The sequence below is a fragment of the Bartonella sp. AA23NXGY genome (genome assembly GCF_042197165.1).
In the GTDB taxonomy this organism is placed as follows: Bacteria; Pseudomonadota; Alphaproteobacteria; order Rhizobiales; family Rhizobiaceae; genus Bartonella.
The window spans coordinates 159,527-182,918 of record NZ_JBHIRO010000003.1; the positions used below are offsets into that span (position 1 = coordinate 159,527).

Genomic DNA, 23,392 nt, shown 5'->3' on the forward strand with positions numbered 1-23,392 from the left:
GCTTAAATTTTATATTTTTATTATCTCAAAATAATATGACAGCAAGTTAAGAGGATAGTTACTACTTTCTCTTAATAAAACAATATGAAGAAGTATTTTGCTGGTTAAAATAAAGATGAGTCTTACATGTAATAAAAGACTATTCGTACGTACCGTATGGCGAAGCATTTTGATTGTTTTGCTATTACAAATGCTATGTGTATCTTTGATTTGGTTGTATTATTTTGTCCAGCCCCGTGGTTACCAAGCAACTTTAACATTTTCATTATCTGATTCTGTAGGAAAGCCATTACCAATTAAAAAGCAAGACAATGTTATCGCCTTTTTGTTTTCACAGCCTATGTTCTTCAATGATTCGAATTTTTCTTTAAGTGCTTCTTATAAGAAAAAAAATCATGAAAATATCCGTTTATCGCGTCATGGTGATTTTATCGATCTTACTTTTGAAGCCGAGACACTTGAAGCAGCTCAACGTGGGTTGGAAACTTGGTTTTCCGCATTTTCACAAGCAATCATAAAACAGAAACAATTCTTGTTAAATGATAAATTAGAAGACAAACAATATGATAATATTGCAATCCTTAATATCGTGCAGGAATTTCGTAAATCTATTGATTCTTTTATTCAGCGTGGTGTAAAACAAACAGAGCTTTATGATCTTTCGATGCAATTAACGCAAGCAACTTTAAAACGTATTCATTTAACAAGTTTGAATTCAACGATTAACATGATGCGTGAAAATGGGCAGTCTTTACTGTCTTTATCGTTTATTGCAGGCAATTCAGCAATTGCTGCTCTGGAATCTAAACGTGATCTCTTGGAAACACAAAGAGCACATATGGCTGCACAATTAGGGTGGACACATCCTCAAATTAAAGCGATGACTGCAGAATTAGAGACAGTTTCTCATCAATTAAAAAATAAAATTTTACAAATCGTTTATCAAGTTCATTCAGATGAGGTTATTGCAACGGAATTAGAAAAACAGCTTCAAAAAAGGGTGAGTTTTTTTGTAAAAGATCAATCCCAATCTTTGAATGAAATATTTAACGAGTTTGAAAATAAAATAAAAGCAGCAGTCGATGCCCAAAATGAAGCGATGAGCAAGTCTGCTCAACGAAGAGAAAAAATTATTGATTCATATCGGAGATTGAGTGATGATCCTTTTCTCTTACAAAATACAAATATCCACGTGGTCGTGCCAACAACGTTAGCACCAATTTCTTTTATGGCTCTTTATGGAAAAAATATTCTTGTGAGTGCATTGGCCAGTTTCCTTACTCTTTTGCTAGGAATATTGTTATTCTATCCGTGCTTTAAAAGGAAAAAAGACCAAATCTCAGAAGAGGATTTGAGATCAAAAGAAAATGGTCTTAAGAAGAATGAGAGTATTTTAGTCTCTCAAGAAATGAAAAATTTTGAAGCTTTTATTACGATAGAGGGATTATCTGATGTTTTGAAATGGCGTGCTTCAACCATTATTTCAATCATTGGACCAGAAGCTGCACGGACAGCGGCAAAGCTTTCACTTCATCTCACAAAAGAGAACAAAACAATTTTGTTGGTCGATATTTCTGGTCAACAAATAGAGAAAGTCATTGGCCCACATCGCGGACTGAGTGATATTTTAACGGGCAATGCCAAGTTGCATGATGTTATTTACCGTGATTATGATACGGGGGTTGATATTCTTCCTCAGGGGTTAACAAGTGCTATTTCAGCACAAGATTTTTCAAATGATATTTTTCATATATTACAAGAATTTAAAAAAGAATATGATTTTATCATCCTAGAGATGGCAAGCGAACCAAAATATGGGGTTGAGCAATTTGCAGAGCTAACAGACTATTATATTTGTAATACTGTTCTTAATGAACAAGAATGGATGATGCGTATGGTAGACAGCTTTCCAAAGACTGTTTATCGCGTTGTAGCATCATAAGCTTCGTAAAAAAGAAATATGTATCGCATGTTATAGTGGTACGCTTGTTTTTTGCTAAAGTTGTAGTACATACTAAAATAGATAACAGAGTTAATGTTTAAATTTTAAAATGCATTTTAGTTGGAGAGAAGCGTGGGGCAATCAGAGATGGCAGTAAAGGAATTAAACAATAGCATTTTAACGCCTGTGCAAAAGAAAAATAGAAAACAAATACAGATGTGGCTTTACTCTATTTTATTGCTTTGTTTAGCAATTGTCTTAGTGGGAGGCGCTACTCGTTTGACGGGATCAGGATTATCGATAACGGAATGGAAGCCAATACATGGCGTTATTCCACCGATTGGTGTGGATCAATGGCAAGAGGAATTTTTAAAATATCAACAGATAGCACAGTATAAGCTGCTTAATCCTGATATGACTTTAAGTGCTTTTAAGGTCATTTTTTGGTGGGAGTGGGCGCATCGTGTTCTTGGGCGTCTTGTTGGTCTTGTCGCTTTATTAGGGCTCATTTGGTTTTGGGCAACTAAACGTGTTGAAAAAAATATCTTACTCCCGATTATTGTTGTGCCTATTCTTATCGCCTTTCAAGGCTTTATTGGTTGGTGGATGGTTGCTTCAGGGATTGGACAAAGTAATTTAACAAGTGTGAGCCAATATCGTTTGGCATTTCATCTTATAACGGCATGTTTTGTGATTATTTTTGTTACTTATTTATCTCGAGGGCTTGCAGAATATTCAGAAAAACCAGCAAATAAAAAGGTGCAATATTTTGCGGCATGGCTCGTTATTCTCGTCTTGATAGAGATTTATTGGGGTGCTTTGGTTGCAGGGCTTCATGCTGGAAAAGTCTATAATACATGGCCCCTTATGGATGGTCAGATTATTCCTGATGGATTGTTACAGCATCGTCCTGTTTGGCTCAATTTATTCGAAAATCCCTTAACGGTTCAGTTTATTCATAGATTTTTTGCTTATTTTTTATTGATTGCCTCGGCTATTCATGCTTTCTATGTACAAAAAAATGTTCCCCGTTCAACCCACTCTCGTCGTGCATTTCTTATCTGTGTTATGATTATTATCCAAGCACTTTTAGGTATTTTGACACTATTACATGAGGTTCCGATAAGTTTGGGGCTCATTCATCAAAGTATGGCATTAGTCGTGTTGTGTTTTGTTGTTGCGCATTGGCGAGCAACAAAAGGGGCATATTGTGCTGTTGAATAAAAGCTTGTGGGTAGGGAGGTTTAGTCGCTTGCAAGTATTAAATCGAGGTTCTGGATAGCTGCAGCTGATGCGCCTTTTCCTAAATTATCGAATATGGCGCTGAGATTAAAAATACCTTCATGATCATTTCCAAATACGAACAGTTTCATACCATCTTTATTGGCTAAACATTCTGGATTAAGTCTTTGAAGTGAAGCAGTTTCTTCTTGTGATGCAACTAAAATGGTATTTTGTCCATCGTAATGGTTTGCGAGAATTTCGCGCAAATCAGAACAGTTTGCTGATTTTGTGAATAAATGGCGATGCAGAGGAAGATTCACAATCATTCCTTGGGGAAAACGACCCACACTTGGTATAAAAACTGGGGTTTGATTGATTTGTCCATAGATTTTAATTTCTGGCACATGTTTGTGTTCAAGATTAAGACCATAGATAAAATAATTGCCCTGAATATTTTGTTGAGATTGATTTTCCATTTGTAAAATCAACTGTTTTCCACCACCGGTATAGCCGGAGATTGCATTAATCGAGATAGGATAATCGGCGTCTAGCAGTCCTGCTTCACGGAGTGGGCGAATCAAACTAATGGCACCGGTAGGATAGCATCCGGGATTGGTTATATAATGTGCTGCTTGGATGCGCTTTCTTTGTCCTGCTGTCATTTCAGGAAAACCGTAAACCCAGTCTGGTGCAACACGGTGGGCTGTCGAGCTATCAATAATCCTAATGTTTTTATTTTTTTGAAGCCAATGAACCGTTTCGCGTGCAGCATCATCTGGAAGACACAAAATAGCAATATCGGCTTGATTAAGATAGTCTTGTCGCAGATGAACATTATGGCGATCTTTATGAGCAAGAGAGAGTAGTTTTAAATCTGTACGTCTTTCTAAGCGTTTTTGTATTTGTAGTCCGGTTGTGCCATGTTCACCATCAATAAAAACTTTGGTTAGCATTCTTATTTGCCTTCGTATTAACTTTGCCTATTATATTCAGCTTTTCACATTATAAATTATTTTTAATCATTAAATTATTGAATTTCTTTAGATTATAGATATTTTTTGTAAAAGGTGTAAACAAATAAGAGTGTAAAAAAAGAAATGTAATCTCATTTTTTACTATTCTCGAGAGGAAAGTTTTTCGCTGTTTTTATAACAAAGAATAAGATAAATATTTGCCTCATTATTTTTGAGTGTAAGTAGTTTAAAATGTTTGGTTTGCATGGTTTGCTGTGTTATCGTTCTTTGACTTTATTTTTTTATGTTAGGAATGTGTTTTATGACTCAGCAAGAAAATGACGCACAAAAGCGCTTTTTTAATGATAATTTACAAACTGTTGATGGTGCAATTTTTGACGCAATTAGAGGGGAGTTTGAGCGTCAACAACATGAAATTGAGCTGATTGCTTCAGAGAATATTGTTTCAAGAGCGGTCCTTGAAGCGCAAGGGTCTGTTTTAACCAATAAGTATGCAGAAGGTTATCCAAGAAAGCGCTACTATGGTGGGTGTCAATTTGTTGATGTCGTTGAAGATTTAGCTATTGAAAGGGCAAAACAGCTTTTCGGTGCTGCGTTTGCGAATGTACAGCCTAATTCTGGTAGCCAAATGAATCAAGCTGTCTTTTTAGCTTTACTTCAGCCTGGTGACACATTTATGGGGTTGGATTTAAATGCTGGAGGTCACCTTACGCATGGTTCACCTGTTAATATGTCAGGAAAATGGTTTGATGTTGTTTCCTATGGTGTGCGTCAAGAAGATCAGATTATTGATATGGATGAGGTTGAGCAGCTTGCAAAAGAACGTAAGCCAAAACTTATTATAGCAGGGGGCTCATCTTATCCACGGCTATGGGATTGGGAAAGATTCCGTGAAATTGCAGATGAAATCGGTGCTCATTTACTCGTTGATATGTCTCATATTGCTGGTCTTGTTGCTGGTGGCGTGCATCCTTCACCTGTTCCACATGCGCATATTGTAACAACAACAACACATAAATCGCTTCGAGGTCCCCGGGGTGGTTTAATATTGACAAATGATGAGGCTTTATCCAGAAAAATTAATTCTGCAATTTTTCCTGGTCTTCAAGGTGGTCCTTTAATGCATGTGATTGCCGCAAAGGCTGTTGCGTTTGAGGAGGCTTTGCGTCCCTCTTTCAAGAGTTACAGTGCCAATGTTGTCGCTAATGCGAAAACTTTAGCAAAAACATTACAGGGTAATGGTTTTAATATTGTTTCTGGTGGTACAGATAATCATTTGTTGTTGGTTGATTTACGTTCTAAAAATCTAACAGGTAAACGTGCTGAATTGGCTTTGGGACGCGCTCATATTACCTGCAATAAAAATGGCATTCCTTTTGATTCTGAAACGCCATCTATAACATCGGGAATTCGTTTGGGATCACCTGCTGCCACGACGCGTGGTTTTTTAGAAAAAGAGTTTATTCAAGTTGGTCATCTGATTTCAGAAGTTCTTGATGGTCTTCGGAGTGCAAAAAGTGATGAAGATAATCATGCCGTTGAAATGGCTGTTGAGAAAAAGGTAAAAGATATAACGAATCAATTTCCTCTTTACTCTTATCTTACCACTCGTTAAGGATACAAAGGATGCGCTGTCCTTACTGCCAATATGAGGATACACAGGTCAAAGACTCTCGTCCAGCAGAAGAGGGGGCAGTGATTCGCCGCCGCCGTGTGTGTTCCGTTTGTGGTGGTCGTTTTACAACTTTTGAACGTGTTCAGTTGCGTGAGCTCTTGGTTGCTAAAAAAAGTGGACGATGTGAACCCTTCGATCGTGATAAGTTAATGCGATCAGTTGATGTGGCTGTACGTAAGCGCAATATTGATCCTGATCATATTGAACGAGCAATTTCTGGCATTGTACGCCAGCTTGAAAGTTTGGGAGAACCAGAGATTTCTTCAGAAAAAATTGGGCATCTTGTGATGGAAGCATTGAAAAGAATTGATGATATTGCTTATATTCGTTTTGCTTCTGTGTATCGAGATTTTCGTAATGCAAGCGATTTTCACGATGTTATAGATGAATTGTCAAAGGGTATCGCGGATACAGAATCTCGTTTTGATGAATAAAAAAGTGCAAGATGAACGGTTTATGGCTGCAGCTATTCGTTTAGCAGAACGTCATGTCGGTCTTACAGGTGAGAATCCTTCCGTTGGTACGTTAATTGTGCGAAACGATAATGGTGCTGTGGGGGCTTTTATTGTTGGCTATGGCGTAACAGCTATTCATGGGAGTCCTCATGCGGAAGTGCAAGCTTTACACATGGCAGGTTCTTTGGCTCAAGGAGCGACTGCTTATGTTACTTTAGAACCTTGTGCGCATTATGGAAAAACTTCGCCGTGTGTGAATGCGCTTATTGATTCAGGTGTTTCTCGAGTTGTTATTGCGCTGACTGATTGTGACAAGCGTGTTGATGGTCATGGTATTGCTCTTTTGCGAGCGGCGGGTATTGAAGTGGTTGAGGGCATTTTAGCTGAAGAGGCTTTTGAATCCTTATGGACGCATTGGTGCATAAGGAAGATACAACGCTGTGCGGTCACTTTTAAAATGGCAATTTCTGCCGATAATGGTGTTGGAAAAAGAGAGAAGGGCAGCGTAAAAATTAGTGGAACACTTTCTCATGCCCATACGCATATTCTACGTGCTCAAAATAATGCTATCCTCGTTGGTATTGGTACTATATTAGCAGATGATCCACAACTCAATTGCCGCTTGCCAGGGATGGAGATGCGCTCACCAATTCGTATTATTTTGGATGCAGATTTATCTATCCCCCTTGATGCAAAAGTTGTCCAAACAGCCATAAAAATTCCTACATGGGTTATTTGTGATGTGGATATTTCAAAGAAAAGCAAAAAAAATGCATTGGAGCAATATGGTGTGTCTGTTTATTCGGTCGAGATGAACAATGGTTGTGTAGAACCCTTTGCTCTTTTACAGATGCTTTATAAACATGGGATTAATAGTGTTTTATTGGAAGGGGGTGTCAAGACAGGGGAAAAATTTTTGAATGCTGGTTGTGTTGATCATTTGATATGTTTTCATACCCCCATTGTTTTAGGCAAAAATCGTATTGAAGCCCCTCATTTTGGAAATTATCTCTCGCAGTTTCATGAGATTGAGACAAGAATGTTTGGAAATGACCGTTTTTATAAGTGGAGACGTAAGACATTATGTTCACAGGAATTATAACGGATATTGGTTGTGTTGAAGATGTTCAACCTTTAAAGCAGGGGATGCGTTTAAAGATTTCTACCCGCTATGCTATAGAAAGCTTAGCAATTGGGGCGTCAATTGCTTGTTCAGGAATTTGTCTGACAATTGTAGAGCGAGGATTAAAGCAAGAAGATTCCAATTGGTTTGTTGTCGAGGCGTGGGAAGAAACATTACGTTTAACGAATCTTGCACAATGGATAAAAGGAACTTTTGTTAATTTGGAACGTTCGCTTCGATTGGGTGATGAAATGGGAGGACATTTAGTTTCTGGTCATATTGATGGTTTGGCTGAAATCATTGATCAAAAAAATGAAGGGGATGCAATTCGCTTTTATTTAAAAGTTTCAAGACAATTTATGCCTTTCATTGTTAATAAGGGATCTATTGCACTTAATGGGACATCTTTGACTGTTAATGGTGTTGAGGATTGTGTTTTTGATGTTCTTATTATTCGCCATACACTTGAAATGACAACGTGGGGACAAGCTAAAATTGGAGATCGGGTCAATTTGGAAATTGATCAACTTGCTCGTTATGCTGCAAAACTTTTTACTTTAAAAAGAGAAGATGAATAAGCCAACACTCTATTGATCGTTTTCAGAATTTTATGCTTTATAACTTTGATTTTTTTGATTCGTTTTTTGTGGAATTCCATTATGATGAAAGAGATAGGTAAAAAGCCTCACGTATTGATTGTTGAGGCACGTTTTTATGAGGGGATTTCTGATGCACTTTTGAGAGGTGCAGTGAATACTTTGCAAAAAGCTGAAGCAAGTTATGATGTTGTAACGGTTCCTGGAGCATTAGAAATACCAAGTGCAATAGCTTTTGCTGAACAAAACAAGATATCGTATGATGGTTATGTTGCTCTTGGTTGTGTTATTCGGGGTGAAACATATCACTTTGAAATTGTTGCTAATGATTCTTGTCGTGCATTGATGGATTTAACTGTTCATCAGCACTTGGCTATTGGAAATGGTATTTTGACTGTTGAAAACGAAGAACAAGCATGGGTGCGTGCAAAACTAGATGACAAAAATAAAGGTGGTTTTGCGGCTGAAGCTGCTTTATGTATGATCGCTCTAAAAAAGAGATTTGGAGATAATCGTTAAATATGGCTGATATAAAAAGCAGACATTTTCCGCGTTCAGCCAATAAACGTGGAGCAGCAAGACTCGCTGCAGTTCAAGCACTCTATCAAATGGATATCGTGGGTTCGGGGGTGATGGAAACGGCAGCTGAGTATGAGGCTTATCGTTTGGGAAAAGATATTGATGGAGACCAATATCTTGAAGCTGATTTTCAATGGTTTTTGGCTATTATAACGGGTGTTGTAAAAGATCAAAAGCAGCTTGATCCGCTGCTTCATCAACAGCTTTCTGCAGAGTGGTCTCTTTCACGTCTTGATTCTATATTGCGAGCAATTTTACGAGCAGGTTTATGGGAGTTGATCAACCGTAAAGATGTTCCCGTTGCAGTTGTCATGAATGAATATGTTGACATAGCAAAGGCGTTTTTTGAAGGTGATGAGCCAAAACTTGTTAATGCAGTTCTCGACAGTATGGCAAAAAAAGTCCGCCTCTAAGAGGTACAAATCCCTATTATAGATCTGATATTATCAGACCTATAATATTGAAACGGTATGCAGACTATATAATTTAGTTATGGGGTGGCAAATTCACAGGGCCTTTTATAATTTGAATTAAGAAAGGATGTTCTTTCGTTACAGTTGGCGTTGTTTGTGTAATAAAATCAAACACTTGACCGTCTTGTAATCCGTAATTTGCAACTTTTGCAACCTGATTATTTTTACTGAAGTAAATGGCTAAAACTTTGCGATCAATAATCTTTGTTTTCATAAACTGCATCCCACGATAACGTGTCTGTGAGATGTAATAAAAAACTTCATTATCATATTTTGTTTTTAATGAAGGGGTTCCTAAAGTTAAAAGAACTTGCTCTTGACTTGAGCCAATAGAGATAGAACTTAGAGCATTTTTATCAAGAACATAGCCCTCTCTATAAATTTGGCTCGAACCTGAAGAATCAAGAAGGCTACACCCAGCAAGCATTCCTATGCTTGCTGTTGATAGACCAATCAATAATTTACGTTTGATTAAGGCTATTATGTGAGGCATTTGAAACAATGGTATCTCCTTTTTATACTGAGATGTAGGACAAGAAGGCAACCTCAAGTTTTTTCTAATTTTAACTTAATCTACCGTAGCTTACACTGAGTTTCCCTGTTATAAAGCAAATTATGCCATATAGAATTTCTTTAGAAAAGAAAAAAATGCATAAATACTTGAGATAAATAAAAACATATTGCTTTACGCGTTTTTATGTTTGGGAGTTGTCAATGAATGTTCAAAATGTTCCTCAAATGACATTTGCTTTGGCTTATCCAATATCTGTACGTTCTCTACCTGCTAAAGGTATAAGGGTTCATTTTTGTGCAAACAAAAAAGAATGTACACATTTAGCCCAGAACCATGATTTAATTGAAGTAAAATCTTGTGAGGGAAAATTCCATATTTTCCCGTGGAAAAAACGCGGAGTGCGTATAAAAGGTCTGTTGCAAGCGCGTATACTACAGTTATGTGTTGTTACATTGGAACCATTAGAAAATATCCTTTGTGAAAATATTGAGGTTGTTTTTGTTCCTGAAGATTCAAATTTGATGAAGCCCCAAATATCAGAGGATACAGGGGAATTGTTTTTAGATGTGGGGGGGCTTGATACTCCTGAAGTGTTTTATGATGATAAAATTGATATTGGCGCAATCATGGAAGAGTTTTTTGAGTTGTCTATTAATCATTATCCACGTAAAGAAGGGATAAAGATGAATATGGATGAAAATTTAGAAGAAGCAGAGCGAAAATTCTCTCCATTTTCTGTTTTGAAAAATTGGAAGTGATTGTAGAAACATACAAAAAATATCTATTGTATGCTAAACGGTATTTTCTGCGGAGCGATTTTCGCAAGATGTGCTGTGTGAGTATTCAGGAGCCAAAAATCATAATATGTATTTAAAGATGTAAATGAAAAGATGTGGGATATGCAAGCGTGATTAGAATTTCTGTGGATGTCATGGGCGGTGATTACGGTCCAGAAGCAGCTATTGCAGGAGCAGCAATTGTACAAAAATATTTATCAAATATTTATTTTCTATTTTATGGAGTAGAGGAGGCTGTTCGTCCGGTTTTAAAAAAATATCCCTGTTTGGATTCTGTATCGCGCTTTTGCCCTACAGAAAGTTATACACGCATGGATGAAAAGCCAAGCCAAGCACTTCGTAATGGACGTGGTAAATCATCAATGTGGTACGCCATTGAAGCGGTAAAAAATGGTGAAGCTGATGCTTGCATTTCTGCTGGTAATACGGGTGCACTCATGGCCATGTCTTATTTTTGTTTGAAAATGCTTGCAGAGGCTGAACGTCCTGGTATTGCGGGTATCTGGCCAACACTGCGCAGTGAGAGTATTGTTTTAGATATTGGAGCAACAATTGGTGCCTCTGCTAGTCAGTTGGTTGATTTGGCGGTTATGGGAGCAGGTATGTTTCGCGCTTTATATCACACTGAAAGACCAAGTGTTGGGCTTTTAAATGTGGGGGTGGAAGAGGTTAAAGGACTTTATGAAATAAAAAAAGCAGGAATGATATTGCGTGAAGTGCAATTAGAAGGATTGGAATATAAAGGATTTGTTGAGGGCAATGACATTGGAAAAGGAACAGTCGATGTTGTTGTAACAGAGGGGTTTTCTGGTAATATTGCTTTAAAAACCGCAGAAGGAACCGCGCGACAGATAGGAGAGATTTTAAACTCTGCAATGCGCAGTTCTTTTTTAACATCTCTTGGTTATTTTTTATCGCGGGGTGCTTTTCGTATACTGAAACATAAAATGGATCCTGATAGGGTGAATGGAGGAGTGCTTTTAGGTTTGAATGGTGTTGTTATAAAAAGTCATGGCAGTGCTAATGCTAATGGCTTTGCTTCTGCTATCCGCGTTGGTTATGAGATGGTTAACAACGGACTTTTACAAAAAATAACGGCTGATTTACGGCGATTTCATGAAAATAAAGAAACACTTTTTGACCAAGAAGATGAAGCAGTGATGAATGGAGAGTCCTTATGATAAGCTCTTATAATAGAAATGAAAAATTTGAAGAAAAGGTAAGAGCTGAATGATTCGGTCAATTATACGTGGTGTAGGAAGTGCTTTGCCGAAAAGAAGTTTATCAAATGAAGAGATTGCAAAGTTTGTTGAAACGTCAGATTCATGGATTGTTCAGCGTACAGGAATACGCCAACGTTATATTGCCAGTGAAAATGAAACAACTGTTTCTTTAGGAGTTGAGGCTGCGCAAGCAGCACTTACAAATGCTGGTTTAACAATAAAAGACATCGATTGTATTATTTTAGCAACGTCCACCCCGAATCGTACTTTTCCTGCTTCTGCTGTTGAAATTCAGCATGCTTTGGGAATGAGCCATGGATTTGCTTTTGATATTCAAGCTGTTTGCTCTGGTTTTATTTTTGCTTTAACAACAGGAGATTCTTATTTACGGTGTGGGGGAGCTAAAAGAATTTTAGTTATTGGATCCGATACATTTTCTCGAATTTTAGATTGGGAAGATCGTACGACATGTGTATTGTTTGGTGATGGTGCTGGTGCTGTTATTTTGGAAGCACTAGAAACTGAGGGGGGTATTGCTTTTGAGCGTGGTATATTGTCTGCGAAATTGCGTTCTAATGGTGCTTATATAGATAAGCTATATGTTGATGGTGGACCTTCAACAACACAAACGACAGGCTATTTGCGTATGGAAGGACGAGAAGTTTTTAAATATGCTGTTGGTATGATAACGGATGTGGTTGATGATTGTTTTGCAGCTGCAGGTATGGATTCTTCACAACTAGATTGGTTTGTACCTCATCAGGCTAATAAGCGCATTATTGAAGCATCTGCTAAAAAGCTGGGAATTTCACTAGATAAAGTTGTGATTACCGTTGATCAACATGGTAATACGTCTGCTGCATCAGTTCCGTTGGCTTTAACAACAGCTGTTTGCGATGGAAAAATAAAAGAAGGAGATCTTATCATGTTAGAAGCCATGGGAGGTGGATTTACATGGGGAGCAATTCTTATTCGTTGGTAAATTATGGCTACTTGACCATATTTCAAGAAAACGTATAAGTCATTTTGTAATTTTTAATATTTTAATAGGTGGTTATAATGACAAGTAAGACAGTAACGCGTGCAGATTTAGCGAGCGTAGTTTGTAAAAGAGTGGGCTTGTCACATACTGAATCAGCAGCTTTAGTCGAATTGGTTTTGGATGAGATTTGCAACTCACTTGTAAGAGGTGAAGCGGTTAAATTATCTTCTTTTGCAACTTTTCAGGTTCGCAGTAAAAATGAACGTGTTGGACGCAATCCAAAAACAGGTGTTGAAGCACCGATTCCGCCGCGACGTGTTGTGACGTTTAAGGCTGCCAATGTCCTTAAACAGAGAATTTTAGATTCGCATCGTGCAAAACAGAAAAAATGATATCTCATAAATAAATGCCATGGTATGTTTGGTATTTGTTAAAGAAATGTATAAAATAAGGGTCTTTATTTTTTAGAAAAAGACTGGTGAGTAAGGTATCAATGATGGTCTTATTTTTGACTAATCTTGTTGAGAAATTGAGACAGAATGAGTCATTGTGAAGTAATTTATTTTGTTTTAAATAAGGTGTTACAAAATGGATAAAAGCTCTGATGCTTTTCGCACAATTAGCGAAGTAGCGGAGTTATTGGAGCTTCCGCAGCATGTCTTAAGATTTTGGGAAACACGTTTTAGGCAGATTAAACCAATGAAACGTGGGGGAGGAAGGCGCTATTATCGTCCGGTCGATGTTGATTTGCTCAATGGTATTAAGCAGTTACTATATGATCAGGGTTATACGATAAAAGGTGTGCAACGCCTTTTGAAAGAAAATGGTGTTGCTTTTGTGACTGCATTGGGTAATGGTGATCTTGATGCTATGAATGTGGTCATAGAGAAGAAACATGCAGGACAAACTTCTGAAAATGCTAGCAATAAGCCTAAGAAATCTTCTTTTGGGCTTTTGAGTTTCATGAGGAATGAGGGAGAAACATCTGTCGGTTCTGTGAATCTTTACAAAGATAAAACTGATAAAGCATTGTTACAAGAAATTCTGTTTGAACTCATTGAATGTAAGCGTGTTCTTGATAGAGCACGATAATAATATTTTTTTATTTTATATGTGTTTCGTAGATATTTAGATGTTTTATGGATGTGCCCAGAATTTTATACGTTCAGCGAGTAGTCATATATCGTATGTGTATATTTAACGAGTTTTTTATAAGAGTTTTTCATTTGGTAAAACATGAAGAAGAGAAAGAATAAACGCTGAGTTTTGCCATTTTTTTTGATTTGGCTTTATAAAAATTAAGGCAATATCTCATCAGTGTAGATTGCGGGATGTAGGATGCCATTAGCTTACCAATTCATGTGCTTGTTTTAAAGAGATGTTTCTTAAGGCTTCTTAATCTTATTTTACCATAATGCCTCGTGAATGATTAATGGTAAACTCGTTGAGTACCGCTATTTTTATACTTATGAAGGTTCAAGTCGGCATCATCATTATAATTATAGCCTGTTCTCAATGACTGCAACAATTCTTAGCACTTTAGGCGGTTCATTGTAGGCATTTTAAAAGTCCTTTCTCAATAATTTTTATCCACGCACTCATTCCGCTTGTTTCGTGCAAGCAAATGATTTTGATAGATTCAACATAAACATATTAAAAATAAGAGAAGCCTATGATATTCGAAACCTTATTTAATATGAATAACGATATATTATCATTATAAATCAATATCTTGTCCTTTTTATAAGGGCTTATCTTACGAATAAGAAATATCATTGTTCAGCTAATTTTACATATTTTTTATTAATAAATATAATCTTGTTTTCAGTTTTCTTGCTTGATGTTTCTATAATTATTGTAATGATCTATCCATGATAATAGCAGAATTTTTTCATTATAAAGGTAAAAGATTAATGTTATTATTAATATTCAATTGTCTATGATTTTTGCATTTAAACAGCTCATAGCTTATATTCAACTTTTTCACCAATCCACCTTGTAGAGAAAGAGCACGTTATTCTTTCTGGTGACAGGTCATTGTGCATGAAACAAAAACACACTACAATATCAAATTATTTCATTTTGTACAAAAACTGAAAATTTATAGTAAAAAATTAACGTATTACCATCTTCCGTGATATTATGCATTTATTACACGTTGCAAATCTGGAGGTGTTGCTTCATTTGAGAGTTGTTTAATCACATCTTCTACAGATAAAAGGGTTTGATTTGTACTTCCTAAGCGGCGCATATTTACGCTGTTTGTTTCAGCTTCACGTTTGCCACATACCAAAATTACGGGGACTTTTTGTAAAGAATGTTCTCGTATTTTATAGTTAATTTTTTCATTGCGGAGATCTATTGTTGCGGAAAGCCCAACAGCTTTAAGTTTTGCTGTTATTTTTTGGGCATATTCATTTGCTTCGGATGTAATTGTTGCAACAACAATTTGTTCAGGAGCAAGCCAAAGTGGCATATGTCCAGCAAAATTTTCAATTAATATACCAAGAAAACGCTCCATTGATCCAAAAATAGCACGGTGGATCATAACAGGTTGACGTTTTTCTGAATCTTTATCAATATAGAATGCACCAAAACGTTCAGGGAGATTAAAGTCTATTTGTGTTGTTCCACATTGCCATTCACGACCGATAGCATCCTTTAATGTATATTCAAATTTTGGACCATAAAATGCTCCTTCACCTGGAAGGATGCTTGTTTTGATTTGTCCTGCAAATTTTGTTTCAATCGTTTTAAGGACAGATTCCATGATACTTTCTGCATGATCCCATAATGCATCAGATCCAACTCGTTTTTCTGGACGGGTTGAAAGCTTAAGACTAATTTCTTTAAAACCAAAATCGGCATAAGTTGATAAAATAAGATCATTAATACTGAGACATTCATCGGCTAATTGTTCATCAGTACAAAAAATATGCGCATCATCTTGTGTAAAACCACGCACACGCATAAGACCATGTAAAGAGCCTGAAGGCTCATAACGATGAACAAGTCCAAATTCAGCAAGTCTAATAGGCAAATCACGATAAGATTTTAAACCATGTTTAAAAATTTGCACATGACCAGGGCAGTTCATTGGTTTAAGGGCATAAACATTCCCATGATCTGAATCTTCTTCTGCTGAAATTACTTTGAACATATTCTCCTTATACCAACCCCAATGGCCAGATATTTCCCAGAGTGACCTATCGAGAACTTGTGGTGCATTAACTTCAGCATATTGATGATCATCAAGGCGTCTACGCATATAGCTGATCAAATTTTGGAACATTTTCCAACCTTTTTTGTGCCAAAAAATCATTCCTGGCCCTTCTTCTTGAAAGTGAAATAAGTCCATTTCACGTCCCAAGCGGCGATGATCACGTTTTTCAGCTTCTTCTAGCATATGGAGGTAGGCTTTTAAGTCATTTTCATTTGCAAATGCTGTTCCATAAATTCTCGTGAGCATTGGATTATTGGCATCGCCACGCCAATAAGCTCCTGCAACTTTCATTAATTTGAAAGCATTCCCAATTTGCCCTGTAGATTGCATGTGCGGTCCGCGACAAAGATCAAACCACTCCCCTTGATAATAGATTTTTAAATCTTGATTTTCAGGAATGCTATCAATAAGTTCAACTTTATAAAATTCCTTTTTCTCAGAAAAAACTTTTCTTGCTTTTTCACGAGACCAAATTTCTTTTCTAAAAGGTTTATTGCGTTGGATAATTTCACGCATTTTCTTTTCAATGACGGTGAGATCATCTAATGTGAAAGGTTGTTGGCGTGCAAAATCATAATAGAATCCATTTTCAATGACAGGACCTATTGTTACTTGCGTTTCAGGAAAGAGCTCTTGCACTGCTTCAGCAAGGACATGGGCGCAATCATGCCTTATGAGCTCAAGAGCGCGTGAATCTTCTCGGGTAATAATCTCTACTTGACCAGATTGTCCCAATGGATCCGATAAGTCTCGCGTGATACTATCAAGACTATAGGCGACTGCTTTTTTTGCAAGTGATTTAGAAATAGATTCTGCTAATTCCAAGCCTGTCATTTCGGCGGGGTAATTACGTTTTGAACCATCGGGAAAAAAAAGAGAAATAGAGCAAGACATAAAAACACCCTTTTAATCCAATTCCGCTAACGATTGCGGATGGTTTCGTGAAAATTGAGTAAAAAGCTTATAGACTAATTTTTTATCAATACATGTGAAAAAAGAAAAGGATTATTTGTTGTGTTTGTCAGAAATTTTCCAGTAACGCCAAGGTTTATAAAAACAGCAAGAATTTCCAAGCGATGGAGGGACTGGATCAAAGCCATCTGTTCCAAAGGGCCCACAACGCATGATACGAAAGAGTCCCATCCATGCACCAGCCCAAAGCCCATGGCGTGCAATCGCTTCATATGTATATTCTGAACAAGTCGGAGCATGGCGGCACTGATTACCTATAAGGCTCGAAAGTGTTATTTGATAGAAACGTATTAAGAAAATACCCAATAATCGTCCGGGTGTTTTTTGCCAAGTGCCTGTGTAATTCCGAGTCAACTTTTTTTGTCTAGATTGTGATTTGAACATTTATTTTTCTTCAATTTTTTGAATGCAGTCTATCATTGCATCAAAGGGTAGTAGTGTTGCTGCATGGCGCACTTTATAGTCTTTAATGGGCTGTAAGCAAGAAAAATCCTCAAATGGAGCTTGAGGAGAAGGACCATTTTGCGTTAGCATTTGGTAGATAACTTCACGCAATATTTTAAGATCTTGAGTTGTTTGTCCGATGATATGAGATGCTAAAAGTGAAGCTGAAGCTTGCCCTAGCACACATGCATGTATTTCGTGAGCAAAATCGGTAATAATACCATTTTCCACTTTTAAATCTACAGTGATTGTCGAACCACAAAGGTGTGCATGTTTTCTTGATGTTGCATCAGGATTATTAAGACGCCCAATTTTGCCTATATGTGCAGCATATTTAAGTATTTTATCATTATAGATAGTATCAATCATGCGCTATTGCCTGAAATTTTGAAAGTCGTGATTGTTTAAACTTTTAATTCGCTTATATAGAGATTATACAAAATGAGATAGGTATGGAGCAAATGCTTTGTATAGAGTAAGCTTGGAGTTTTTGAATGCGTAATGTTGTTAAAGAAGACGCAAATTTATCTGAAGAAAAGCGTCCGAGTATTGAAAAGGTGGAAGAAGCGATTCGTACATTACTCTTATGGATAGGGGAAAATCCAAATAGAGAAGGGCTTTTAGATACTCCAAAACGTATAGCCAAGGCATATCGCGAGCTTTTTAATGGTTATAGTCAATCGGTTAAAGAAACCTTAGGTACAGTTTTTGAAGAGGTTTCAGGATACAATGAAGCCGTAATCGTAAAGAATATACCTTTTTATTCACACTGTGAGCATCACATGATCCCAATTATTGGGAAAGCACACATAGCATATCTTCCTAATGCAAAAATTGTTGGTCTTTCAAAAATTGTACGTGTTGTAGATATTTTTTCTCGTCGTTTACAAACTCAAGAAGCTATGACAGCGCAAGTGGCTCACGCGTTAAAAACGTATCTGAAGCCTCATGGTATAGCAGTATTGATTGAGGCTGAGCACATGTGTATGGCTATGAGAGGAATCCAAAAACAGGGCTCTACAACAATTACAAAAAACTTTCATGGTTATTATGAAAAAGATCAAGCGGCACAAGAACATTTTATGATGATGGTTCAAAGGTCATAGTAAAGCCCATATTTCTCGTAATCTCTATTAAGTTATAAAACATCCGGATAAAATAAATTATGAGAAAAAGAAAATTGGCTTGTACCTTTCTTTATGATTTGTTAAAGGCTAAAAACCAAGGTTTTTTCTTTCCACGTGCGGTCGTGGCGGAATTGGTAGACGCGCAGCGTTGAGGTCGCTGTGGGGCAACCCGTGGAAGTTCGAGTCTTCTCGACCGCACCAGTTCGCAGTAAGTCTCTCCATAGTGAGATGAAGTTATGTTAGAGAGAGGGGATTTATAGGCATTATAGAAAAATCTTTTTGTATGTTATTTGTTAGTGTGTTGCCAATAATGTTTCGTTTTTTATTACTTTATCTATGCATTTGAAATGTTATATTTTTATAAGGTGGGGTGAAGTTGCAGTGAGAAGTATAATGATTCTGAGATATTTAACACTTCTTATTTGTATTTCTTTATTATCAGCGTGTAGTGATTCACGTGCTGTACTTTGGCATGGGGTGCATGCAACACCTTCTATGACTGCCGTAGAAAGGGAAGTTGAAGGGAAACCAGTTTCTCCAAAAGCCATCGTTCCAGTGTATGTTGCAACGAGTCGTATGATGCAAAATAATTACGCTCAACCTTATGGTGCAGAGCGATCAAATAAAGTTCATTATAATCGTGTTGACGTAGGAATTCCTCAGCAACATGTAAAGGGAGTTGTTGAAATAAATGCCTATAAACCTACGCATGATAAGTATTTTGCAGCAGTAGCATTGCAAAAATACGATAATAAAGAACAGTTTAAACAGCAATTAAATGCTGCTTTAGCAAAAAAGCCAAAAGGAAAAAGAGAAATTTTTCTTTTTATCCATGGGTATAATAATAATTTTGCAGATGGTACATTTCGTACAGCACAGTTTACACACGATTATTCTTTAAATGTTGTCGCTGTGCATTATTCTTGGCCTTCGGCCGGATCAGTTCCTCTTTATATTTATGATCGTGACAGTGCTAATTTTGCCCGTGACGGATTGATAGAGCTTTTAACACTTATTAGTGAAACCAATGCTGATCAAATTTCGGTTATTGCACATTCTATGGGCAATTTTGTTATAATGGAAGCATTTAGAACGTTAGCGTTACAGGGAAAATATAAGCCTATTCGTCGTATTACAAGTTTATTAATGGCTGCACCAGATATTGATGTTGATGTATTTGAGCGACAACTTAATGATATAAAAAAACTCCCGCAGCCAACCGCTATTTTAGTATCCAGAGCGGATAAAGCTCTTGCGGTTTCAGGACGTCTTACGGGTGGACATCATCGTGTGGGCGATGGCTCAGATATTGAAATGTTGCGTAAAAATGGAATAGCTGTTCTTGATTTCTCTCATGTGGATGGGGGAGCACACAATGTCTTTGCATCTTCGCCAACGTTGATGGCTCTTTCTCGAGAAGGTTCTTTGGCTTCCACAATTATGCAAGGTACAGAATTGTCACCTAGTCAAGCCCTTCTTGCTGATGGTAGTAGTGTATTGGAAAAAACAACACATCTTATCCTTTATACACCTGTACGTTTTCTCTCTCCACGGATTCCACGTTGATCGTGAAAAGAGAGAAGGGGCTCCATCGAATAATGTATTGGAGGTAATATTTTTTAGCACTTTCTTTAGAATGGTCTTGTAAAATGAAAAATAAATAGCGGGATGAATGTAAAAAACAGTCATTAGGTGAGTTTGTGATGATTGCACGTAAACGCTATGTTAATACGCCTACAGTTGTTGATTATTTGTCTCATTCCGCAATTAAGTTATTAGACATTCATGCTATGCTTGTGAAGGTGAGAAAAGGTGATATGGGGGAAAAACCAAATTTATTGCGTCAAATTGATTCTACAAAAAAACAGTTAGATGAGATAAGCCATGCTCTTATTTTAGAATATCGTAAACGCCAAGAAAATGAGCGTTTTTTAAAACAAATTCTGCTATCCATTTCTGATCAACTTTTTGCACTTAATAATGGTTTTAAGGAAACAGGACGTCTTTTTTTTCAAGAAGTTAGAATTCTTCAATCTCAGATGCAATGTTTATATGAGGGAAAGGAGAGGCTGCATTTGTTGAATAGCCAAGAATCTTTTTGTTCTCCGTCAAAGATTGATGAAGTCATTAAACAGTTACAAAAAGCACGAGAAAAGCTTATTCTTGAAAGCCCACATCTCTTTGAAAAAAGCACAAAAGCTAAACAATAAAAGTTCTTTAGTTGAGCAGATAGATAATTTGAATTTTACAGCAAAAACGCTGTTAGATAGAAGGCTATAACCTTTTTAAAGAAAAGAATTTGCTTTAATAAATGAAACACATGCCTTATATCTTTGCTAAAGTTAAGGCTGATGAATTAGGTGGCTTTATTGAAAAAAATGTTTGTGGAAAGAATTTTACAAAAAACTTTCTGATTCTTTTAATAATAGCCCGCCGGATAATTTTACCAATATCATGAAGTTGTTAGTATATTCATTAGGCAAATAAAAAGCAAGTAAAATAAAATAGTTATGTCTAATATAAGGGAATAGGTGAATCTTGATTCTATTGAGTTTTTTGCCTCTATCCCTCATCTTTTTGAAGCTTTTTTATCGCCTCTATAGCTAACCTTTTGCGATCTGCACTCTTTGTGTAAAGAGATGCCATAGCATCATTTGTCCAGCCAAAAATTGCTTTGAGTTGTGGTACTATTGCACCAGAGTTAGCTGCGCGTGTTGCTGCTAATTTTTTTAAGCCATGTGCTGATTTTTTTATTTCTGCTACGTTACAAGCCTCTCGAAAAAGGTTGCCAAAACTTTCTTTAACTAGTTTTTTACCTTCTTTACCACAAATGAATGTTTCTTCTCCAATAGGATCAGTTTCAAGCGTTTTGGCTAATTCCGGTAAAATAGGTAGAAAGACATCTGTTTGGAATTTACTTTTCTCTGTTTTGAGATGAATAATATTGTCTTTGACATCTTTCCAGCCAATGCGAACCGCATCACCACGACGTAAGCCCGTATACAGAAGAATATCAATCCAAACGCGTTCATGGGTACCATGGGACCATCTTTGATAATATTTCTCAACATCTTCTTTTGTCCAAACAGGAAAGCCGCTTTTATTTTTAAGAGGAGGTTTTTTGACGCCTAAAGTTGGATTATTTTCCAAAAGACCTTGATCAATTGCCCAATTAAAAAGACCATTAAGGGACTTCAGAAAGTTTCTAGCCATTGCTGGTGTATCTTTACGCCGTTCAACACCGGCTATAATATGTTTCTTTTCAATTGCTTGGTATGGAATATTTCCTATGGAGTCGCATATCCTCATAAGAATGTATTCTTTTTGTTTTTTTGTAGCTTTAGTGTAGCTATGCCAATTAGAGCTGTTAAAGTATTGTTTAAGCAGCCATGCAAATGAACCTTCAACAAGTTTACCGGTTTTTGATTTAGGAAGTATAAGCCCTTGTAACTCGACAAGTGCGCTTTTGTTGTTATCAACAAACTCTTGCGTTCCATAGGTACCGCGTATTCTAATGCGTTTACCGTGACCAATACGTACATACCATACAATTTTGCCATGTTGAGTAATTTGTTTGATAGCCATAAAAGCGTTTATAGGCTCTGTAATTCAAATGAGTGATTAAAGATCATACGCAACATTTACATTCCTTTTGATAAGTTTTATATCTCTCATAAAGCACTTGCAATATGATACGTTTTGTATATATGCACTGATTACTCCATTGTGGATGATTCATTTTAATCAATAAGAATCGCTATTTGAAAGCCGCGTCATATCACTTGGCGCGGCTTTTTTTTATTTTACTCTCTCTTTTATGATATGTTTATAGCAATGCGTTTTATATGCGTTTATACACCATAAAAAAGGCACGCCCCCCATATCTATTTTTATTCTGTTTTATCAGTTATATTGACAACATTATCGTTTTCATAAACCTTACATTTTTTTGGAACGACACTTACTTTACTTTGACTGTTTAATTTTGCATTGCCATAGGCTTTACCCCAGACCTTGGCATGATAGGAAACCTTGGCATTGCCATAAACCCACGCATTATCATACACCCAGAAATTGCCATCATGGGATAAGTTACTTTCCTTTTCGATATAGCCTCCCAGATCACCTACTTTGACATCATCAAAGTCTTTTAAAGCTTTAATGCGATAAAGGTTTGTAATTTTCTTAGTAATTCTATCTTTAATTTGTTTGATTTCATTTGTTAATTGGTATTTTTTGCACATAAAGATACCCTCACAATCTAATATGATAAACGTTTGCTAAAATTTGGAAGAGGAGCGCCCCCGCCACGCCTGTACTTTCATTTACACCGCTTTATTGATTAGACCCAGACAATCTCTAATTCACCATAAGGAGAGAGACGTTCAGTATAGGTTTTTATTTTAGTAGACCTGCCGACATTTTCACGAATAACAGCAATGCCATGAATATTGGCATTTTCATAAACCCTAGCATTGCCATAAACCCTAGCATTTTCATAAACGTGACCATTTTAAAACACAAGAGCCTCATCATAGTCCCAGCAATTGCCCTCATGAGAGAAGTTATCTTCCTTTTCAATAAAGCCGCCTAAGGTACCTGTTTTGATATCAGCAAAATCTTTTAATGCTTTAATAATGAATTCAATTAAATCCATTTAGAATAAATAGCGAGTATCAGAAGAGGTAAAGTCATTCAAAAGCGGATAAATTTTTTTCAAAAGGTTTTTTAAATGCTGCTTATCCACAGCCCATGACATGGGATAAGATCAGCAAAATAGTGAAATCTGCTATTCGTTTTATGAAAAAAAGACAAATGCACTATGTGCTTTAAAATATCAGAATGAGTATTTTGAAGAATTTTATTGCGAATTTTGCTTATAGGTTTTGAAGGTTTCTCAAACCCCTCAAAACTCATAGATGAGGCGTCTTTTGAAGGTTCACTCTATGAATGCAAGGGGATATGGTTGAGCAAATTTATCCTTTATATTTATGGGGATATTGATGTATTAACCATTGACGGGCTAAACAGTTTTGTTTAGAGGTTTTTCCATAGAAATGTGGGGGAGA

The 23,392-nt window shown here is 36.6% G+C and carries 23 protein-coding genes, 1 tRNA gene and 2 pseudogenes; 18 read left to right on the plus strand and 8 right to left on the minus strand.

Going from position 1 to position 23,392, the window contains the following annotated elements:
- The first annotated feature begins 115 nt into the window (after window positions 1–115).
- Together ACFINY_RS02845 and ACFINY_RS02850 are read left to right on the plus strand one after the other, a co-directional pair.
- Window positions 116–1,942 carry a hypothetical protein gene (locus tag ACFINY_RS02845; protein WP_375611566.1) on the plus strand — a complete coding sequence of 609 codons (1,827 nt, stop codon included), beginning with the start codon at window positions 116–118 and terminating at the stop codon, window positions 1,940–1,942.
- 132 nt (window positions 1,943–2,074) lie between these two features.
- The gene (locus ACFINY_RS02850) at window positions 2,075–3,166 is read left to right on the plus strand and encodes a COX15/CtaA family protein (RefSeq protein ID WP_375611567.1); all 1,092 of its coding nucleotides are present in this window, start codon (window positions 2,075–2,077) and stop codon (window positions 3,164–3,166) included.
- A 20-nt stretch (window positions 3,167–3,186) separates the two neighbouring features.
- Here the strand turns inward: ACFINY_RS02850 and argC are convergent, their stop codons facing one another.
- Complete coding sequence (argC, locus tag ACFINY_RS02855; protein ID WP_375611568.1) at window positions 3,187–4,119, minus strand: N-acetyl-gamma-glutamyl-phosphate reductase; 933 nt, start codon at window positions 4,117–4,119, stop codon at window positions 3,187–3,189.
- Window positions 4,120–4,441: 322 nt separating this feature from the next.
- Here argC and glyA point away from each other — a divergent pair, with 322 nt between their 5' ends.
- The 6 genes from glyA (at window position 4,442) to nusB (ending at window position 8,981) form a co-directional block, all read left to right on the plus strand.
- Window positions 4,442–5,755 carry a serine hydroxymethyltransferase gene (glyA, locus tag ACFINY_RS02860; protein ID WP_375611569.1) on the plus strand — a complete coding sequence of 438 codons (1,314 nt, stop codon included), beginning with the start codon at window positions 4,442–4,444 and terminating at the stop codon, window positions 5,753–5,755.
- 11 nt (window positions 5,756–5,766) lie between these two features.
- Window positions 5,767–6,249 carry a transcriptional regulator NrdR gene (gene nrdR, locus ACFINY_RS02865; RefSeq protein WP_375611570.1) on the plus strand — a complete coding sequence of 161 codons (483 nt, stop codon included), beginning with the start codon at window positions 5,767–5,769 and terminating at the stop codon, window positions 6,247–6,249.
- Window positions 6,242–7,372 (plus strand): bifunctional diaminohydroxyphosphoribosylaminopyrimidine deaminase/5-amino-6-(5-phosphoribosylamino)uracil reductase RibD, encoded by a 1,131-nt coding sequence (gene ribD / locus ACFINY_RS02870; protein ID WP_375611590.1) that lies wholly within the window; start codon window positions 6,242–6,244, stop codon window positions 7,370–7,372. The genes nrdR and ribD overlap by 8 nt, the downstream gene beginning before the upstream one ends.
- A complete protein-coding gene (locus ACFINY_RS02875) occupies window positions 7,354–7,971 on the plus strand; it encodes a riboflavin synthase (RefSeq protein ID WP_375611571.1) in 618 nt (205 codons plus the stop codon). Before ribD ends, ACFINY_RS02875 begins: the two co-directional genes overlap by 19 nt.
- 81 nt (window positions 7,972–8,052) lie before the next feature.
- Entirely contained in the window at window positions 8,053–8,508 is a 456-nt protein-coding gene (locus ACFINY_RS02880) for a 6,7-dimethyl-8-ribityllumazine synthase (RefSeq protein ID WP_375611572.1), read from the plus strand.
- Window positions 8,509–8,510: 2 nt separating this feature from the next.
- A complete protein-coding gene (gene nusB / locus ACFINY_RS02885; RefSeq protein ID WP_015856452.1) occupies window positions 8,511–8,981 on the plus strand; it encodes a transcription antitermination factor NusB in 471 nt (156 codons plus the stop codon).
- A 73-nt stretch (window positions 8,982–9,054) separates the two neighbouring features.
- Here nusB and ACFINY_RS02890 read toward each other — a convergent pair whose 3' ends face one another.
- On the minus strand, window positions 9,055–9,534 hold the full coding sequence (locus ACFINY_RS02890; protein WP_375651283.1) for an outer membrane protein assembly factor BamE: 480 nt from the start codon (window positions 9,532–9,534) through the stop codon (window positions 9,055–9,057).
- A 221-nt stretch (window positions 9,535–9,755) separates the two neighbouring features.
- On the opposite strand from ACFINY_RS02890, the gene ACFINY_RS02895 reads away from it, so the two are divergent.
- From ACFINY_RS02895 to ACFINY_RS02920, 6 genes are all read left to right on the plus strand, one after another.
- Window positions 9,756–10,313, plus strand: coding sequence for a DUF177 domain-containing protein (locus tag ACFINY_RS02895; RefSeq protein ID WP_375651251.1), 558 nt, complete (start codon window positions 9,756–9,758; stop codon window positions 10,311–10,313).
- Window positions 10,314–10,462: 149 nt separating this feature from the next.
- A complete protein-coding gene (gene plsX, locus ACFINY_RS02900; protein WP_375651249.1) occupies window positions 10,463–11,533 on the plus strand; it encodes a phosphate acyltransferase PlsX in 1,071 nt (356 codons plus the stop codon).
- Window positions 11,534–11,582: 49 nt separating this feature from the next.
- Entirely contained in the window at window positions 11,583–12,557 is a 975-nt protein-coding gene (locus tag ACFINY_RS02905) for a beta-ketoacyl-ACP synthase III (protein WP_375611575.1), read from the plus strand.
- A gap of 77 nt (window positions 12,558–12,634) precedes the next feature.
- Window positions 12,635–12,949 carry an integration host factor subunit alpha gene (locus tag ACFINY_RS02910; protein ID WP_273791377.1) on the plus strand — a complete coding sequence of 105 codons (315 nt, stop codon included), beginning with the start codon at window positions 12,635–12,637 and terminating at the stop codon, window positions 12,947–12,949.
- Between the two features lie 196 nt (window positions 12,950–13,145).
- Window positions 13,146–13,649 carry a MerR family transcriptional regulator gene (locus tag ACFINY_RS02915; protein WP_375607116.1) on the plus strand — a complete coding sequence of 168 codons (504 nt, stop codon included), beginning with the start codon at window positions 13,146–13,148 and terminating at the stop codon, window positions 13,647–13,649.
- Window positions 13,650–13,982: 333 nt separating this feature from the next.
- The gene (locus ACFINY_RS02920) at window positions 13,983–14,114 is read left to right on the plus strand and encodes a hypothetical protein (RefSeq protein WP_375700807.1); all 132 of its coding nucleotides are present in this window, start codon (window positions 13,983–13,985) and stop codon (window positions 14,112–14,114) included.
- Window positions 14,115–14,697: 583 nt separating this feature from the next.
- Here ACFINY_RS02920 and thrS read toward each other — a convergent pair.
- From thrS to ACFINY_RS02935, 3 genes are all read right to left on the minus strand, one after another.
- Entirely contained in the window at window positions 14,698–16,674 is a 1,977-nt protein-coding gene (gene thrS, locus ACFINY_RS02925) for a threonine--tRNA ligase (protein ID WP_375613056.1), read from the minus strand.
- A gap of 111 nt (window positions 16,675–16,785) precedes the next feature.
- Window positions 16,786–17,136, minus strand: a complete 351-nt coding sequence (gene yidD, locus ACFINY_RS02930) for a membrane protein insertion efficiency factor YidD (protein ID WP_375607118.1) — start codon at window positions 17,134–17,136, stop codon at window positions 16,786–16,788.
- On the minus strand, window positions 17,137–17,565 hold the full coding sequence (locus ACFINY_RS02935; RefSeq protein ID WP_375621296.1) for an iron-sulfur cluster assembly scaffold protein: 429 nt from the start codon (window positions 17,563–17,565) through the stop codon (window positions 17,137–17,139).
- A gap of 125 nt (window positions 17,566–17,690) precedes the next feature.
- Here ACFINY_RS02935 and folE point away from each other — a divergent pair, with 125 nt between their 5' ends.
- The 4 genes from folE to ACFINY_RS02955 all read left to right on the plus strand — a co-directional run bounded on the left by folE (window position 17,691) and on the right by ACFINY_RS02955 (window position 20,533).
- Window positions 17,691–18,302, plus strand: coding sequence for a GTP cyclohydrolase I FolE (gene folE, locus ACFINY_RS02940; protein WP_375638197.1), 612 nt, complete (start codon window positions 17,691–17,693; stop codon window positions 18,300–18,302).
- Between the two features lie 137 nt (window positions 18,303–18,439).
- Window positions 18,440–18,524 (plus strand) — tRNA-Leu (locus ACFINY_RS02945).
- Window positions 18,525–18,716: 192 nt separating this feature from the next.
- On the plus strand, window positions 18,717–19,889 hold the full coding sequence (locus ACFINY_RS02950; protein WP_375613054.1) for an alpha/beta hydrolase: 1,173 nt from the start codon (window positions 18,717–18,719) through the stop codon (window positions 19,887–19,889).
- Between the two features lie 137 nt (window positions 19,890–20,026).
- Window positions 20,027–20,533, plus strand: a complete 507-nt coding sequence (locus tag ACFINY_RS02955; RefSeq protein ID WP_015856440.1) for a hypothetical protein — start codon at window positions 20,027–20,029, stop codon at window positions 20,531–20,533.
- A 352-nt stretch (window positions 20,534–20,885) separates the two neighbouring features.
- On the opposite strand, the gene ACFINY_RS02960 is transcribed toward ACFINY_RS02955, so the two are convergent.
- From ACFINY_RS02960 to ACFINY_RS02970, 3 genes and pseudogenes are all read right to left on the minus strand, one after another.
- A complete protein-coding gene (locus ACFINY_RS02960) occupies window positions 20,886–21,908 on the minus strand; it encodes a tyrosine-type recombinase/integrase (protein WP_375651245.1) in 1,023 nt (340 codons plus the stop codon).
- A 326-nt stretch (window positions 21,909–22,234) separates the two neighbouring features.
- Window positions 22,235–22,567, minus strand: a pseudogene (locus tag ACFINY_RS02965) (hypothetical protein); the annotation flags it as partial.
- A gap of 98 nt (window positions 22,568–22,665) precedes the next feature.
- Window positions 22,666–22,980, minus strand: a pseudogene (locus ACFINY_RS02970) (hypothetical protein).
- Between the last annotated feature and the right edge of the window lie 412 nt (window positions 22,981–23,392).

Coding starts and splice junctions, on each gene's coding strand:
- ACFINY_RS02880 (WP_375611572.1), top strand. CDS start 8,053: ATGATGAAAGAGATAGGTAAAAAGCCTCACGTATTGATTGTTGAGGCA.
- nusB (WP_015856452.1), top strand. CDS start 8,511: ATGGCTGATATAAAAAGCAGACATTTTCCGCGTTCAGCCAATAAACGT.
- ACFINY_RS02910 (WP_273791377.1), top strand. CDS start 12,635: ATGACAAGTAAGACAGTAACGCGTGCAGATTTAGCGAGCGTAGTTTGT.
- ACFINY_RS02960 (WP_375651245.1), bottom strand. CDS start 21,908: ATGGCTATCAAACAAATTACTCAACATGGCAAAATTGTATGGTATGTA.
- ACFINY_RS02935 (WP_375621296.1), bottom strand. CDS start 17,565: ATGATTGATACTATCTATAATGATAAAATACTTAAATATGCTGCACAT.
- ACFINY_RS02955 (WP_015856440.1), top strand. CDS start 20,027: ATGATTGCACGTAAACGCTATGTTAATACGCCTACAGTTGTTGATTAT.
- ACFINY_RS02920 (WP_375700807.1), top strand. CDS start 13,983: ATGATTAATGGTAAACTCGTTGAGTACCGCTATTTTTATACTTATGAA.
- ACFINY_RS02875 (WP_375611571.1), top strand. CDS start 7,354: ATGTTCACAGGAATTATAACGGATATTGGTTGTGTTGAAGATGTTCAA.
- nrdR (WP_375611570.1), top strand. CDS start 5,767: ATGCGCTGTCCTTACTGCCAATATGAGGATACACAGGTCAAAGACTCT.
- ACFINY_RS02915 (WP_375607116.1), top strand. CDS start 13,146: ATGGATAAAAGCTCTGATGCTTTTCGCACAATTAGCGAAGTAGCGGAG.
- thrS (WP_375613056.1), bottom strand. CDS start 16,674: ATGTCTTGCTCTATTTCTCTTTTTTTTCCCGATGGTTCAAAACGTAAT.
- ACFINY_RS02905 (WP_375611575.1), top strand. CDS start 11,583: ATGATTCGGTCAATTATACGTGGTGTAGGAAGTGCTTTGCCGAAAAGA.
- glyA (WP_375611569.1), top strand. CDS start 4,442: ATGACTCAGCAAGAAAATGACGCACAAAAGCGCTTTTTTAATGATAAT.
- ACFINY_RS02895 (WP_375651251.1), top strand. CDS start 9,756: ATGAATGTTCAAAATGTTCCTCAAATGACATTTGCTTTGGCTTATCCA.
- ribD (WP_375611590.1), top strand. CDS start 6,242: ATGAATAAAAAAGTGCAAGATGAACGGTTTATGGCTGCAGCTATTCGT.
- ACFINY_RS02845 (WP_375611566.1), top strand. CDS start 116: ATGAGTCTTACATGTAATAAAAGACTATTCGTACGTACCGTATGGCGA.
- argC (WP_375611568.1), bottom strand. CDS start 4,119: ATGCTAACCAAAGTTTTTATTGATGGTGAACATGGCACAACCGGACTA.
- ACFINY_RS02890 (WP_375651283.1), bottom strand. CDS start 9,534: ATGCCTCACATAATAGCCTTAATCAAACGTAAATTATTGATTGGTCTA.
- yidD (WP_375607118.1), bottom strand. CDS start 17,136: ATGTTCAAATCACAATCTAGACAAAAAAAGTTGACTCGGAATTACACA.
- ACFINY_RS02950 (WP_375613054.1), top strand. CDS start 18,717: ATGATTCTGAGATATTTAACACTTCTTATTTGTATTTCTTTATTATCA.
- folE (WP_375638197.1), top strand. CDS start 17,691: ATGCGTAATGTTGTTAAAGAAGACGCAAATTTATCTGAAGAAAAGCGT.